This window comes from Streptomyces griseus subsp. griseus (assembly GCF_000720255.1).
GTDB classification, from domain to species: Bacteria; Actinomycetota; Actinomycetes; order Streptomycetales; family Streptomycetaceae; genus Streptomyces; species Streptomyces griseus_I.
Map to the genome: position 1 here is coordinate 1 of NZ_JOJE01000036.1, position 14800 is coordinate 14800.

Annotated in this window: 8 protein-coding genes; 3 read left to right on the forward strand and 5 right to left on the reverse strand. The window is 73.0% G+C overall.

The window, feature by feature from the left end; translation table 11 throughout:
- Positions 1–353: 353 nt before the first annotated feature.
- A complete protein-coding gene (locus tag IG99_RS34010) occupies positions 354–905 on the reverse strand; it encodes a MarR family winged helix-turn-helix transcriptional regulator (protein WP_037680939.1) in 552 nt (183 codons plus the stop codon).
- A gap of 152 nt (positions 906–1057) precedes the next feature.
- Here IG99_RS34010 and IG99_RS34015 point away from each other — a divergent pair, with 152 nt between their 5' ends.
- Positions 1058–2320 (forward strand): MFS transporter, encoded by a 1263-nt coding sequence (locus IG99_RS34015; protein WP_199815673.1) that lies wholly within the window; start codon positions 1058–1060, stop codon positions 2318–2320.
- Between the two features lie 10 nt (positions 2321–2330).
- Here the strand turns inward: IG99_RS34015 and IG99_RS34020 are convergent, their stop codons facing one another.
- Together IG99_RS34020 and IG99_RS34025 are read right to left on the reverse strand one after the other, a co-directional pair.
- Positions 2331–3977 carry an ATP-binding SpoIIE family protein phosphatase gene (locus tag IG99_RS34020; protein WP_037680942.1) on the reverse strand — a complete coding sequence of 549 codons (1647 nt, stop codon included), beginning with the start codon at positions 3975–3977 and terminating at the stop codon, positions 2331–2333.
- Positions 3978–4204: 227 nt separating this feature from the next.
- Positions 4205–5647 (reverse strand): NAD(P)/FAD-dependent oxidoreductase, encoded by a 1443-nt coding sequence (locus IG99_RS34025; protein WP_051866223.1) that lies wholly within the window; start codon positions 5645–5647, stop codon positions 4205–4207.
- Positions 5648–5979: 332 nt separating this feature from the next.
- Between IG99_RS34025 and IG99_RS34030 the strand changes: the two genes are divergently transcribed.
- Together IG99_RS34030 and IG99_RS34035 are read left to right on the forward strand one after the other, a co-directional pair.
- Positions 5980–6759 carry a TetR/AcrR family transcriptional regulator gene (locus IG99_RS34030; RefSeq protein WP_078948070.1) on the forward strand — a complete coding sequence of 260 codons (780 nt, stop codon included), beginning with the start codon at positions 5980–5982 and terminating at the stop codon, positions 6757–6759.
- Positions 6760–6919: 160 nt separating this feature from the next.
- Positions 6920–8809, forward strand: a complete 1890-nt coding sequence (locus tag IG99_RS34035; RefSeq protein WP_078948072.1) for a sigma-70 family RNA polymerase sigma factor — start codon at positions 6920–6922, stop codon at positions 8807–8809.
- On the opposite strand, the gene IG99_RS34040 is transcribed toward IG99_RS34035, so the two are convergent.
- Both IG99_RS34040 and IG99_RS34045 read right to left on the reverse strand, forming a co-directional pair.
- A complete protein-coding gene (locus IG99_RS34040) occupies positions 8796–12095 on the reverse strand; it encodes an AfsR/SARP family transcriptional regulator (protein ID WP_037680952.1) in 3300 nt (1099 codons plus the stop codon). The genes IG99_RS34035 and IG99_RS34040 overlap by 14 nt on opposite strands.
- Before the next feature lie 109 nt (positions 12096–12204).
- Positions 12205–14280 (reverse strand): asparagine synthase-related protein, encoded by a 2076-nt coding sequence (locus IG99_RS34045; protein ID WP_037680953.1) that lies wholly within the window; start codon positions 14278–14280, stop codon positions 12205–12207.
- Between the last annotated feature and the right edge of the window lie 520 nt (positions 14281–14800).

Genomic DNA, 14800 nt, shown 5'->3' on the forward strand with positions numbered 1-14800 from the left:
GCGTTTCCCTTTCCGGCGCTTCCGACTCTATCAGATCCTTTCGGTCCTGATTCCCAGTCAGAGGGGGGTTGTCTTCCCGGCCGTTGGGCCGTTCCGACGTCTCAAACCTTAGCGGATCCTCCCGGCGATTCCCAATCGAGTCGTTCGAGTCGATCGAAAACCAACCGAGCCCCATCGAATTCGAATTCGGGCACACCGAATTCGACCCCGTCAGGAGCGATCGTTTGGTTTGGTGCCGCTGGTGCGGCGGGAGCGCTGACGAAGAACCGTTACGGCTCTCCGACAACCCGAAGAACTCTACGGGTCCACGAGGAGGCTGTCAAGCGCCCACTGTCAAGATCTTTTCGCTCGCTTCAGTCGAGGTCGCTGAGGCGGCCGCCGGAGTCCGGCTGGGCGTGCTCCACGCGGCGAAGGAGCCGGGTCAGCACCTCGCCGAGCGTTGTGCGCTCGAGCGGAGTCAGGTCCTGGAGCAGGTCCTCCTCGAAGACCGTCGCCAGGCGCATGGCCTCCAACCACTTCTCGCGTCCCTCCGGTGTCAGCTCGACGATGACGCGGACCCGATTGGTCTCGTCCCGCTCTCGGGTAACCAGTCCCTCCGTGACCATGCGGTCGATCCGGTGGGTCATCGCGGCCGGCGTCAGTCCGAGGCGCTTGGCGAGATCGCTGGGACCCATGCGATACGGGGCGCCGGCGAGGACGAGCTCCTTGAGGACCTCCCACTCGGCGTTGCTGATGCCGAGGGCGGAGGTCTGGCGGCCGTAGGCGACGTTCATGCGGCGGTTCAGGCGGGAGAGCGCGGAGACGATCTGCTCCACCTGGGGGTCGAGGTCCTGGAACTCGCGCTGGTAGGCGGCGATCTGCTCTTCGAGTGTCGGCTCACCGAGGCCGCCGGGGGTGTCGCCCATGGTCGCAGTATGGCACGCGGCTGCTTGGCGTCGAAGTCCTTCGAGGTGTACTGTTTACCTTCTAACTTTAGCTTCGAAGTCTTCAGTCCTAACTACTGAGGCACACCAACTACTTGAGAGAGGTGAACGTGACCAGGGCGAAGGGCGCAGCGATGCGCCGGATCCACGTGGGCAACGCACTCAGCGCGTTCGGGCTCGGTTTCACGGTCCCCTACCTGTACGTCTATGTGGCGCAAGTGCGGGGGCTGGGGGCCATGACGGCGAGTCTCGTGCTCGCCGTCTTCGCCGTGGCCGCGCTGATCGTGCTGCCGTTCGCCGGCCGGGCGATCGTGCGGCGCGGCCCGCTTCCGGTGTTGCTCACCGCCCTGGTCACCGCCGCCCTGGGTTCGCTGAGCCTGGGGCTCGCGGGCAACGCGACGGCCGTGCTGCTGGCGGCGGCCGCGCTCGGGGCCGGGCAGGCCGTGATGCAGCCGGCGCTCGCGACGATGATCGTGGACTGTTCGACGGCGGAGACACGGTCGCGGGCGTTCGCGACGCAGTTCTTCCTGCAGAACCTGGGGCTCGGCGTCGGTGGGCTGATAGGTGGGCATCTCGTCGACGCCACGCGCGTGTCGTCGTTCACGCTGCTGTTCGCGATCGAGGCGGCGATGTTCCTGCTGCTGGTCGTGGTCATGGCGACGGTGCGGATGCCGCACTCGCCGCGGATTGATGACGCGCCGGCGGGGTCGGCGAAGGGGAGCTGGAAGCAGCTGCTCGAGAACCGGGCCATGGTGCAGCTGTGTGTGCTGGGCTTCGTGCTGTTCTTCGCCTGCTACGGACAGTTCGAGTCGGGGCTGAGCGCCTTCGGCGTGGAGGCGGCGGGGATATCGACGTCCGCCCTGGGGACCGCGCTGGCCGCGAACACCGCGATGATCGTGGTCGCGCAGTTCGCCGTGCTGAAGTTCGTGGAGCGGCGTCGGCGGTCCCGGGTGATCGCGTCCGTGGGGCTGATCTGGGCCGTGGCGTGGCTCGCGGCGGCGTACGCGGGGCTCGGGCACGGCAGCCAGGAGATGGCGACGGCGGCCTTCGTGTCGACGTACGCGCTGTTCGGGCTGGGGGAGGCCATGCTGTCGCCGACGGTGGCGCCGCTGGTGGCCGACCTGGCACCGAGCGGGATGGCGGGGCAGTACAACTCCGCCTTCGCTCTGGTGAAGCAGTTGGCGTTGGCGGTGGGGCCGGCGGTGGGCGGGCCCATGGGTGCCTCGCTGCACGCGCCGTATGTGGTGACGTTCCTGCTGTTCTCGTTGGGGATCACGTGGCTGGCTCTGCGGCTGGGGCGGCAGCTGAGCGCGGTGCAGGACCGGCCGGGGCTCGCTCGCAGCCGTGTGGTGGCCCGCGGTGGGGCCGCGGCGCAGTCCGTGTCGGCGGAGGCCTGACCACGCGGTTCTAGGTCTTCGGCAGGACGAACTCGCACCACACCGCTTTACCCCCTCCGGGAGTACGCCTCGCGCCCCAGTTCGAGGCGATCGTGGCGACGATGGCGATGCCTCTGCCGGACTCGTCGGCGGGTTCGGCGCGGCGGCGTCTGGGGAGGTGGTCGTCGCCGTCGGTGACCTCGATGATCAGGCGGCGGTCGGTGCGGCGCAGGCGCAGACGCATGGGTGGGGTGCCGTGCTGGAGGGAGTTGGCGACGAGTTCGCTGGCGGCCAGCACGCCGAGGTCGTGCAGCTCGGGCGGGAAGCGCCAGCTGGTGAGGACGCCGGAGGCGAAGGCACGCGCGCGTGGGGCCGCCTCCACTCCGCCGAGGAGTTCGAGAGCCGCGTTGCGGAAGAGCTCGCTGTCGGGGCCGGTGCGGGCGGGCTGCTGGAGGACCAGGACCGCCACGTCGTCGTCGTGGTCGGCGGTGACGCCGGCCGTGCGGACCAGGCGGTCGCAGATCACCTGCGGGGTGCCCGTGGCACCGGCGAGGGCGCGTGCCAGGGAGGCGATGCCCTCGTCGAGGTCCTCGTTCCGGCGTTCGACCAGGCCGTCCGTGTAGAGGACGGCCGTGGAGCCGGGGCCCAGCGCGATCGAACCCGAGGCGTGCATCCAGCCGCCGGTGCCGAGGGGCGGTCCGGTGGGTTCGTCTGCCCGCTCGACCGTGCCGCTCTCGTCGCGGACCAGGATGGGCAGGTGGCCCGCGGAGGCGTACACCAGGCGGCCCTCGTTGGGGTCGTGGACGGCGTAGACGCAGGTGGCGATCTGATTGGCGTCGATCTCGGCGGCCAGGCCGTCGAGGAGTTGCAGGACCTCGTGCGGGGGGAGGTCGAGGCGGGCGTAGGCGCGGACGGCGGTGCGCAGCTGGCCCATGACCGCGGCGGCGCGGACGCCTCTGCCCATGACGTCGCCGATGACGAGGGCCGTGCGGCCGCCGCCGAGGGTGATCACGTCGTACCAGTCGCCGCCGACGGCCGCTTCGGTGCCGCCGGGCTGGTACGTGGCCGCGATGCGCAGGTCGTCCGGCTGTTCGAGTTCCTGGGGGAGCAGGGAGCGCTGGAGGGTGACGGCCGTCTCGCGCTGGCGGCGTTCGCTGGCGCGGAGGCGTTCGGCGGCCTCGGCATGGTCGGTGACGTCGGTGGCGAAGACCAGGACTCCGCCCTCGCCGTCGCTGTTCTCGGCGACCGGTGTGCAGGTGAAGGTGTAGAAGCGGCCGTCGGGGGCCTTGCGGGACTTGACCGTGCGGGGCTTGCCGCTGCGCAGGACCTGGTCCAGGAGCGGGAGCAGGCTCAGTTCCCGCAGCTCGGGGAGGGCGTCGCGGGCCGGTTCGCCGAGGCGGCGTGCGCCGAAGGCGGTGACGTAGGCGTCGTTGACATAGGCGAGGCGGTGGTCGGGGCCGTGGATGAGGGCGACGAGGGCCGGGGCGCGGTCGAGGACCTCGCGCACGGGCAGGTCGTCGACGGCTCGCACGGGTGCCGCTTCATCGGACAGTCGTTCGGTGCGGGCCGCGGGCACCGAGCCGTCCCCCCGACGTTCGGGGGAGGCGGGGTGCTCGGGCCGCGCTGCTGCGCGGCGCTGCGTTCCGGGGAGCCGGGCGCTCCAGCGCGTGAAGTTCACGAATCCTTGCCTCGTGTAGTCGTCGTCGGCCGGCTCCGGACCGGGCCAGGGCTCCGGTGACCGCACATTGTGGGCAGCACCGGGTATGCGGCACTTGGGAACAGCGTCGTGGGTTCGCGGGGTGGTGGGCGGGCGGCCCGCCCGGGCTCGGGGTCAGTCTGGCAGGGCGGCCGTCCGGGCCGACAGTCGTCAGACGCCGGGGTGGCCGGTGAAGTTCCTGGGTCCGGTCAGGACGACCCCTTCGGGTCGTCAGAAGGCTTTCCACCGGCAGCCAGTTCGAACTCCGCTCGAGGGTGTTCGAGCGATCCGAGCGAGACGATCTCCCTCTTGAAGAGCCCGGAGAGGATCCATTCGGCGAGCACGCGCGCCTTGCGGTTGAAGGTCGGCACCCTGCTGAGGTGGTAGGCGCGGTGCATGAACCAGGCGGGGTAGCCCTTGAGCTTGCGCCCGTAGACCTGGGCGACGCCCTTGTGGAAGCCGAGTGAGGCGACCGAGCCGGCGTAGGTGTGGGCGTACGTCTCGAGCGGTTCGCCGCGCAGCGCGTGGACGATGTTGTCGCCGAGGACCCTTGCCTGGCGCAGGGCGTGCTGGGCGTTCGGGGCGGTCTCCTTGCCGGGTCCTCCCCCAGAGCCGCCGGCCTGGGAGGTGCCCCCGGCGGTGACGTCGGGGACGGCGGCGGCGTCGCCCGCGCCCCAGGCGTGCGGGGTGTCCGCGACGGACAGCTCAGCGGTGCATTTCAGCCGTCCGCGCTCGGTGCGGGGCAGGTCGGTCGCGGCGAGCACCGGATGGGGTTTGACGCCGGCCGTCCACACGACCGTACGGGTCGGGAAACGGGCGCCGTCGCTGAGGACGGCGACGCGGTCGGCGCAGGATTCCAGCCGAGTGTTCAGGCGTACGTCGATGTTGCGGCGGCGCAGTTCGGTGACGGTGTAGCGGCCCATCTCCTCACCGACCTCGGGCAGGATGCGGCCGGAGGCCTCGACGAGGATCCACTTCATGTCCTCGGGCTGGACGTTGTGGTAGTACCGCGCGGCGTAGCGGGCCATGTCCTCCAGCTCCCCGAGCGCCTCCACGCCGGCGTAACCGCCGCCTACGAAGACGAAGGTGAGGGCGGCGTCGCGGATCGCGGGGTCGCGGGTGGAGGAGGCGATGTCCATCTGCTCGATGACGTGGTTGCGCAGGCCGATGGCCTCCTCGACCGTCTTGAAGCCGATGGCGTGGTCGGCGAGGCCGGGGATGGGCAGGGTGCGCGAGACGGATCCGGGTGCGAGGACGAGTTCGTCGTACGACAGCCGCAGGGCGCCCGTGCCCTCCTCCTCGGTGGCGAGGGTGCTCACGGTGGCGGTGCGTTTGGCGTGGTCGACGGCGGTGGCCTCGCCGACGATGACCCGGCAGTGGGGCAGGACGCGGCGCAGCGGTACGACGACGTGGCGCGGGGAGATCGAGCCGGCGGCCGCCTCCGGGAGGAACGGCTGATACGTCATGTACGGGTCGGGTGTGACCACGGTGATCTCCGCGTCGCCCCGGGCCAGTTCCTGTTTCAGGTTCCGCTGGAGCCGCAGGGCCGTGTACATCCCGACGTAGCCGCCGCCGACAACGAGAATGCGCGCACGTTCCTTCACCTTCCCATGACGCACCCGGCGTCGGCGTTTGTCCACAGTCCCGACCATGTGTGTGACCGTGGGCCTGGTGTGCGCAGGGTTGGCCGAATCACCGAGGTCCGGGACAGGTGTGCAGGTCAGAGGGGGTGAGCCAGGGAGCGGGAAGGGGACGTTTCGGGACGTATACGCCCCGTACTCCGATCGGGGGGCGCTCCGTGCGGAACGCGCCCCTTCTGAATTGACTCCCTCTCAACTATGTTCGTGTGTCGACGGGGTGTAGTGGGGAGAGCTCGTCGAGACCGCGACGGGCGGCCTCGGGAAGCGGGTCCGTTCCGCACGCTCCGGGCATTCGATGGCGGGGAGAGTCTCCGGGGGGAGACGTCATTACCGGGGGAACATTCATGCATATTCAGGACTCTCATTGGTCGTCCGCATCCGCTGTCGTATCCGGCGGCGGGGCGGTGGTGAGCGCGGCGGCGCACAACGGACGCGGTGAGGTACCGCGGACGACACCGCTGCGCGTGGACGCACAGCGCAATCTTGAGCACGTGCTGCGTGCGGCGCGCGAGGTCTTCGGCGAGCTGGGGTACGGCGCGCCGATGGAGGACGTCGCGCGGCGCGCGCGGGTCGGCGTCGGCACGGTGTACCGGCGTTTTCCGAGCAAGGACGTCCTGGTCCGGCGGATAGCCGAGGAGGAGACCTCCCGGCTGACCGGCCAGGCTCGGGCGGCCCTCGGACAGGAGGACGAGCCGTGGTCGGCGCTGTCGCGCTTCCTGCGGACGTCGGTGGCCTCGGGTGCCGGGCGGTTACTGCCGCCGCAGGTGCTCAGGGTCGGTGTCTCCGAGGACGGCACGGACGCCGAGCCCTTCGGCGAGGCGCGGGTTCCGCAGCAGCGGACCCAGCCGGGCGGCGGGGAACTGCGGCTGGTGCAGGAGGACAGCACCGCGTCGTCGGTCACGGCGGACGACGACACGGGCGCGGCGGCGCTGCTCGAGGTCGTGGGTCAGCTCGTGGACCGGGCGCGCGCGGCGGGTGAACTTCGGACCGACGTGTCGGTGTCCGACGTCCTGCTGGTGATCGCGACGGCGGCGCCCTCGCTGCCGGACGCGGCGCAGCAGGCGGCGGCCTCGGCGCGACTGCTGGACATCCTGCTGGAGGGACTGCGGTCCCGGCCGGCTTAGGACGCACGGGGAGTTGGGGGCGTGGGTGCAGGTCACCCGCGCCCCCTCTTTTCCGCACGGATGAGTGGAAGGTCCCCACCGCGGGGTCCTGAACAAAAGCCAATGTGGCACTCTGACCGGTGTTCGGGACTGATGGGTCTGGCGGCGGGGGCTTTCCGCGATGAGCGTGCACGGGCGGGACGGGTCACTCGATGACGGCGACGCGGAAGTCGGCCGTCCGCCCACACCGCAGGTGCCCAGTCAGGGCAGACGGACACTGCCGTCGTCCGACGCCGAACTGATCGGACGAATGCGTTCGGGCGACGACACGGCGTACGAGGAGCTGTACCGGCGCCACGCGGACGCCGTGCGCCGGTACGCGCGCACCTGCTGCCGTGACGCCCATACCGCCGACGACCTCACCGCCGAGGTCTTCGCCCGCATGCTCCAGGCGGTACGCGGCGGCACCGGGCCCGAACACGCCGTACGCGCCTACCTGCTCACCTCCGTCCGGCGCGTCGCCGCCCACTGGACACGGTCGGCGCGGCGCGAGCAGCTCGTCGACGACTTCGCCGTGTTCGCGACCCACGCATCCCGGTCCGCACAGACGTCCGACAACGACTCCCTCGAACTGGGCGCGGACGTACGCGCGATGCGCGAGGCCGAGCAGTCCATGGCCATGCGGGCCTTCCGCTCGCTGCCCGAACGCTGGCAGGCCGTGCTGTGGCACACCGAGGTCGAGGACGAGTCGCCGAGCGATGTCGCGGTGCTGTTCGGACTCGACGCCAACGGCACGCGCGTGCTCGCCAGCCGCGCCCGCGAGGGCCTCAAACAGGCTTACCTGCAGGCCCACGTCAGCGCCGCCCTCACCGGCGACGAGGCGTGCGCCCGCTACGCCGACCAGCTCGGCGGCTACGCCCGGCGCAGGCTGCGCACCCGCGCCGAACGGGGGCTGCGCAAGCACCTCGAGGACTGCGCCAAATGCCGGCTGGCCGCGCTCCAGATCGAGGAGGTCGCCGGCAGCATCCCCGCGGTCGTACCGGTCGCGGTGATCGGCTGGTTCGGCGCCGCCGGGTACGCCAAGGCACTCGCGCTCATCGCCGGTGGGGCCGGCACGGCGGGTGCCCTGGGCGCGGCGGCCACGACGGGAGGGGGCTGGACGGGCGGGACGGGCGCCGGTGGCGGCGCGCCGGCCGCGGAGGCGCTGGGCGCGCCCGTGAAGGCCGGTATCGCGGCCGGCGCGGTCGCCGTCGCCGCCACTGCGGTCGCCGTCGCCCTCATCAACCACGACGGTCCGGCCAAGGAGCCGGTGGCCAGGCCGCCCGCGTCCGCGCCCGTCGTCCAACCGCAGCCGCCGACGTCCCACCCGACGCCCACGCCCACCTCGTCGCCCTCGGCCGCGCCCGCGAAGCAGCAGTCACAGCCGGCCCGGCCCGCGCTGCTCGCGTCCGGCCCTACGCCGACACCTGCCCGCACCCCTGAGCAGACGCCCGCCCCCACCCCGACACCTCCGCCCACCACGAAGCCCGCACCGGAGCCGACCGCCACCACCGGCCCGACGTCGACCGCGACCCCGGAACCGACACCCACTCCCCCGCCTCCGCCGCCTCCGCCGCCTCCACCGCCCGCCCCGGTCGTCTACCAGTGGAGCGAGCTGTCGTACGACGTCACCGGCGACGGCACCAAGCCCGAGATGCGGCTGCGGGCGAGCAGTTGGGTGTGGCAGCGCCACGGGATGTCGATCGACGACCAGCGCTATGCGCGCGGAGTGACCGTGCACGGCGAGTCCTCCGTCACCGTCGACCTCAACCGCGCCTGCTCCTCCTACGACGCGCTCATCGGTGTCGACGACCTGACGCCGAAGCTCGGCAAGGTCTCCTTCGCCGTCTACGCCGACGGCGTACGGCTGTGGAATTCCGGCATGGTCAAGGGCGGGGATCCGGCCGTCCCCGTCCATGTGAACCTCACCGGACACCGGACCGTACGGCTGGTCGTCGAACCGCACAGCGCGGGCCCCTTCGACCCCGCGGCGCTCGCGGACTGGGCGAACGCCAGGTTCACCTGCTCCTAGCGTCGACCGGATGCTGCCGCGCGGCCTCGGCCAGTTCACGCAGGACGCCCTCCAGGGTGAGGGCCGCGCCCCTGGTGCTCTCGGCCGCGACACGCTCGGCGCCCAGGGCCGCACGGGCGGCCGCCACCGCTCGCTCGGTCTCCTCGCGCTCCGGCGTGGGACGCGGGTGGCCACGCAGCCGGTCGCCCGCCCCTAACAGGCGTACCGCGCGCGGGAAGTCGCCGAGCCGGGTCAGGAGGTACGCCGCGCTGTCCACGACCGCCGACGTGATCGCCTCGGCGCACCGGTCGGTCACGGCCTGCCGCAGTACGTCGGCGAGGAGCGGCAGGCCGTGCTCCGGTCCGCGTTCGGCGGCGGTGACGTTCGCTTCGAGCAGGCCCAGCACGGCGATGAACTGGGGTGGCGGGGTGCCCGCCGCCGCCATCGCGTGTGCCGCGTCGCACAACTCGCGTGCCAAGGCGGTGTCCTTGCCCTCCAGTGCCATGTGGGACCGCAGCAGCAGGGCGAACGCCCGGGAGTCGATCACGCCGTAGCGGTCGGCGGCCGCGTCCGCCTCGTCCAGCGTGGCCAGGGCGGTGGGGCGGTCGCCCGCGCGGTAGGAGATCTCCGCGAGCCGGACCATGAGAAACGGCGACTCGGCGTACGCGCCGACCTCGTAGGCGAGCCGCAGCGCCTCGCGGTACTCCCCCTCCGCCTCTTCCAGGCGGCCGCGTGCCATCGCCGCCTCGCCGGCCGCGCTGCACACCTGGGCCCACATCCAGCGGTCACCGACCCGCCGGCTGAGCACGCGCAGTTCGGCGAGGTCGTCGTCGACCCGGCGCAGACCGCCGGGCGAGTCGACGACCATGTGGGTCCGCATCATCAAGGTGGCGCCGACCGCCCAGTCGTCGCCGTGGACACGGCAGTTGGCGACCGCCGTGTCCAGCACGGACAGCACGTCCACGGAGCCCCGAAGGTGGAAGGCCGTCAGCGGCCATGCCACCCCCGGCATCCGGGCCGCCCGTGGGCCGCCCTGCTCGTAGTGGGCGCGTACGCGGGCGATGTACCGCGGGTACCGGGGGTCCTCCGCCGCCTCGTCCGGCGGGGACTCCGAGGTCAGGAAGAGGCCGAGCAGGCGCAGGTCCATGCGCGTTCCGTGCAGGGGATGCGGCACTTCCCCGTCGGGGGCGGCGAGGAAGGCGTCGAGGGGGTCGGCGACGTGCTCGGCGTCGCCGGTCAGCGGGCCGGCGCCGCTGTCCAGGGACGCTCCCAGGCGCAGGACGCGGTCGACCCATTGCGCGCCCTCGTTGCGGTAGTTGCGCAGCCACCAGAACCAGCCCATGGCGAGGGCGAGGGCGGTGGCCTCGGTCTCGTCGCCGGCGGCGAGGGACCGGTCGAGGGCGGCACGGATGTTGTCCAGCTCGGTCTCCAGCCTGGAGATCCACGGGAGCTGCCCGGCGGACCGCAGCAGCGGCTCGGCCCGCTCCACGAGGGCACGCGCCCACGCGCGGTGCCGACGCTCGGCCCTGGCGCGCAGCTCGGGGGCCTCGGCGGCGCGCTCGGTGGCGTACTCGTGGATGGTCTCCAGCATGCGGTACCGCATGCCGTCGCCGTCCCTTGTGCAGGGGGCGGCCACGACCAGGGACTTGTCGACGAGCGCCCCCATGAGGTCCGCGACCGGGCCGGTGCACACGGCCTCGGCGGCGTCGAGGTCCCAGCCGCCCGTGAACACGGACACCTCGCGCAGGACCGTCCGCTCTCGCTCGTCGAGCAGGTCCCAGGACCAGTCGACGACCGCGCGCAGGGTCTGCTGGCGGGGCAGGACCGTGCGGCTTCCGGAGGTGAGGAGGCGGAAGCGGTCGTCGAGGCGGTCGGCGATCTGGCGCGGCGTGAGCAGCCGCAGGCGGGCCGCCGCCAGCTCGATGGCGAGCGGCAGTCCGTCGAGGCGCCGGCAGATCTCCGCCACCGCCTGCTCATCACGGAGCACCACGGCCGCGTCGGGACGGGCGGCGGCCGCGCGCTCCGTGAACAGGCGGTGCGCCTGGTCGGGGAGGAGGGGCTCGACCGGGCGAACCGACTCGCCGGGGACGCCCAGGGGTTCACGGCTGGTGGCGAGGACGGTGAGCCCGGGGCAGCGGGTCAGGAGGGTCTCGACGAGGGTGGCGGCCGCGTCGATGACATGTTCGCAGTTGTCAAGGATCAGGAGTGGGCTGCGCGCGGCGCAGTACTCGACGAGCAGGGCGACCGGATCGTCCTGCGGGGTTCCCAGGTCGTTGGCCAGGAGCACGGTCTCGCGCAGACCGAGCGCGCTGACCACTGCACCGGGCACCGCCTCCGGCCGGTCGAGCGGGGCGAGCTCGGCGAGCCATGCCTGAGGGAGGCCGGCGGCGGCCTCCTCGGCGAGGCGGGTCTTTCCGGAGCCGCCCGATCCGGTGAGGGTGACGAGACGGGCCCTGTGCAATTCGGAACGGATGGCGGCGAGCTCGGGTTCCCGGCCCACGAAAGAGGTAAGCCGCGGACGTAGGTTGCCGAGACGTTCGGGGGGCCGGGGTGCCGGTCGGGCTGGTGCGGTCGTCGGCACCGCAGTCGTTCCGTTGAGCAACGTCGCGTGCAGCGTACGGAGTTCCTCGCCCGGGTCGGTGCCGAGGCCGTCGGCGAGGGCGCGGCGGGCGGTCTCGTACGCGGCGAGGGCGTCGGCGGTACGGCCGGTGTCGCGCAGGGCGCGGACGAGGAGGGCGTGCAGCGGTTCGTCGTAGGGGTGCGCCGCGGTGAGGGCCGTCAGGTGCGGTACGACGTCCTGGGCTCGGCCGAGTCGCAGCTGGGCCTCGGCGTGCGTGCGGGTCGCCTCCAGGCGGAGGGCGTCCGGGCGGGTCGCGGCGGTGCGGTCGGGGAGATCGGCGAGGGCGGGGCCGCGCCACAGGGTGAGGGCGTGGGCGAGGTGGCGGGCGGCGGTGGAGGCGTCGGCGCGGTCGTACAGCGCGGTGGTGCCCTGGCGTACCAGGCGTTCGAAGACGAAGAGGTCGATGTCGTCCGGGGCGGCGGTGAGGCGGTAGCCGCCGGGCTCGGAGGTGACGGCGTCTCTTCCGAGGGCTCGGCGGAGGCGGCCGATGAGGGCCTGGAGGGCGGCGGGGGCGTCTTGGGGTGGGTCGTCGGCCCAGATCTCGTCGATGAGGGTTTCGTGGGTGGTCGTGCGGTCGGGGCGTAGGGCCAGGGCCGTGAGGAGGGTGCGGAGGCGGGGGCCGGGGAGGGGGACGTCTCTGCCCTGAGTGTCCTGCGCCTGGGTGACGCCCAGGATTCTGTACCGCATCGGCCCATTGTCGCTGGGGTGGTGGGATGCGGCATGGGGTTTCGAGCGCACCCGGTGCCGAGCCGAGGCGCCATCGAGCCTGTCCGGTGTTCTGAGGACAACGCCCCGCTCAGCCGCCGGCGGCCAGTGCCCCCCGCTGCGGTGAGATCCCCGCCGGCACCGCGCGCGTGCGGGCCGGGGTGCCGGTCCAGCAGGTGCCTCGGCGGGAGAGGAGGCGGCGGAGCCAGAGTTCGAGGGAGACGAGGTCGGCGAGGCCGTCGAGGGGGAGGGGCTCGCCCTGGGCGGCGGAGCGGAGGGCCTTGCGGACGACGCGGGCCTCGACCAGGCCCGCCTCGGCGAGCAGGGGCGTGTCGAAGAGCGCGATGAGGGAGTCCGCGGAGACCCTGAGGCCAGTGCGGGAGGCCGCCGCCGACGCGTGGGAGGGCGCGCCCCAGCCGGGCGGGAGGTCGGTCACCCCGGCACCCTCCAGCACCGTGCGCAGGATCGCCGCCCGCGCCCCCGGCTGCACCCGCAGCGTCTCGGGAAGCTCGCGGCAGGCCCGTACGACCTGGTTGTCGAGGAAGGGGGCGTGCAGGCGCTGCAAGCGGATCTCGGCGGCCTGTTCCAGGATGCGGAGGTCCGCCGCGTGGCGGGCCAGAGCCGCACGCGCGCGGTGGTCGCCGGGACGCTGCCCGGGCCCCACGCCCGAGCGGTGGGTCGCCCCTTGCAGACGAACCGATACTTCAGCGAGCGCCTCTCCGGTCAGCCAGCGTGCCGCCGGCCCGGGTCTGGCCCAGGTGAGCGCCGCCAGCGACGCCCCCACCGCACCTCCGGGCTCGTCGAGTCTGCGCTGCAGCAGCCGCTCGGCGAGCACCTCGACGCCCGCACCGTACGACGTCCGCGCGAGCCGCCGGGCCGCGCCGTACACGCGCGCGGGGACCAGCACCGAGCCGTCCGCCTTGGCCAGCGCGGCGACGGGGCGCACGAGATGGCGCCGTTTGCGGTCCATGAGGAGGTCGGCGAGGCGCGCGGGGTGGGCGTCCAGGACCTGCCGGGCGCCGTACCCGGTGAAGTGGTCGGCGCTGCCCGAGGCGAGGCGGGCGCGGTGCCGGGCCGCCGTCACCAGGGAGGGGCCGGGCTCGTCGGTGAGCGGGCCGTCGAGGTCGGCGTACGGCAGGGTCTCCTCGCCGCCCGCCACGACGACGTGGTGCAGGCGCGGGTTGGCCGCGAGGGTCCCCGCGCGTTCCACCTCGGCCTCCCGGCCCGGTACGGCCAGGTCGTTGAACGTGACGGCCAGCAGCCGCTCGCCCGCGCCCGTGCCGTGGCCCAGGAGTGTGCCGGGCCGGCCGGGCAGGCCCGCCGCGAGCAGCGCCAGGGTGCCGGAGGCCGGGCCGCCGGAGAGATCCGCGCCGATGCCCGGAACCGGCATCCCGCGCGCGGCCCGCCGTTCGGCGGGGCCCATGCCCGGGACGGGCCCGGGGTCGATGTCGGGGACGTGCCGGGGTGCGGAGAGGCGGGTCCGTACGGCCTCGACGAGCGCGTCGCGCACGGCGTCGACCGCGCGGTCCGGGTCGGCCGCGGGCGCCGCCACCGCGAGGGAGGCGACCTGCTCGTACCCGGCGACCTCACGCGCCCCGGCGCGAAGGATCAGCGCATGCCCCGGCGGAACGCGACGCACGCCGTCGTACGGCGTGGAGTCCTGGAGCGCGGCAGGTACGTCGGGGGTGGCCAGCAGCGCGGCGAGGTGACCGAAGTCGAGGTTGGCCTCGACGAGGTCGGCGAGGGGCAGCGCGGCCGTGGCGTACGCCGTGCCGTCGGCCCAGGGGGTGTGGAACACCGGGCGTGCGCCCGCCAGGTCGCCGCAGACGGTGACCCGCCGCCCGACCTGGACGACGGCCGTGTAGCTGCCCGGCCAGGCGGTCAGATGGCGAAGCGCCCCGCCGCGCGCGGCGAACAGGCCGACCCGCAGTTGCTCGTCGGTGGCCCCGCACAGGCCCAGGACGGCGATCCGGGTCTGGGCGTCGGCCGACACGATCCGCACCTCGTCGGGGCGCCAGTCGCCGACCGCCCACAGCGGATCGGGGTCGCCCCACAACAGGTGGGAGCCCACCGGGTGCAGGGTCTCGCCGTCGAGCCCGTTGGCGCCGGCGGAGCCGGGCTCAAGGGCTCGCGCGGCGGTGCTGCTCCACCCCACCAACCACCGCATCGACGCCTCCACAGACCCGTGGACAACCAGTGCACCGCACGAACGGGTCACCATGCTGCCACGAAGAACGGCGCACAGAGGGGCGGCGGAGCCGCTTGTGATCCAGGAAGTGCCGGGCGGCCCGCACGGTCGCGTCGACCTGAACACGCAGGCGGGAGGCGGTGACTTCGACTCGAATGCGCCCCCAGTACGCTCCCCGAAAACGCCCTTCGCGCCCTCAACTTCCGTGGTGAGAGCGGTAATCCCATACGAAGGACAGGGGCGATTTTCGGCCAAATCGAGGACATGCGGCGGCCGTCACGGCGAGCGCGCACACGCTCCGTACACAACCCCGCGCACCGCCCGACGGGTGCGCAGCCCGGGAGGCGGAGCACGCCTCCCGGACCGGTCCGCCGCCCGCGGGGATGTAGGCGGCGGTGTCCCCCAGCCCACTGGATCCAGTACAGCGGGCCGACCCACGCACGAGCCATGGAACCGCTCCCCCACTGGCCGGAGAAGAGCGCACGGCCGGGCGCACAGC

What these genes read in the sequence shown, in the direction of transcription:
- IG99_RS34010 (WP_037680939.1), bottom strand. Translation starts at nt 905, where the DNA reads ATGGGCGACACCCCCGGCGGCCTCGGTGAGCCGACACTCGAAGAGCAG.
- IG99_RS34015 (WP_199815673.1), top strand. Translation starts at nt 1,058, where the DNA reads ATGCGCCGGATCCACGTGGGCAACGCACTCAGCGCGTTCGGGCTCGGT.
- IG99_RS34025 (WP_051866223.1), bottom strand. Translation starts at nt 5,647, where the DNA reads ATGGTCGGGACTGTGGACAAACGCCGACGCCGGGTGCGTCATGGGAAG.
- IG99_RS34030 (WP_078948070.1), top strand. Translation starts at nt 5,980, where the DNA reads ATGCATATTCAGGACTCTCATTGGTCGTCCGCATCCGCTGTCGTATCC.
- IG99_RS34035 (WP_078948072.1), top strand. Translation starts at nt 6,920, where the DNA reads ATGAGCGTGCACGGGCGGGACGGGTCACTCGATGACGGCGACGCGGAA.
- IG99_RS34040 (WP_037680952.1), bottom strand. Translation starts at nt 12,095, where the DNA reads ATGCGGTACAGAATCCTGGGCGTCACCCAGGCGCAGGACACTCAGGGC.
- IG99_RS34045 (WP_037680953.1), bottom strand. Translation starts at nt 14,280, where the DNA reads ATGCGGTGGTTGGTGGGGTGGAGCAGCACCGCCGCGCGAGCCCTTGAG.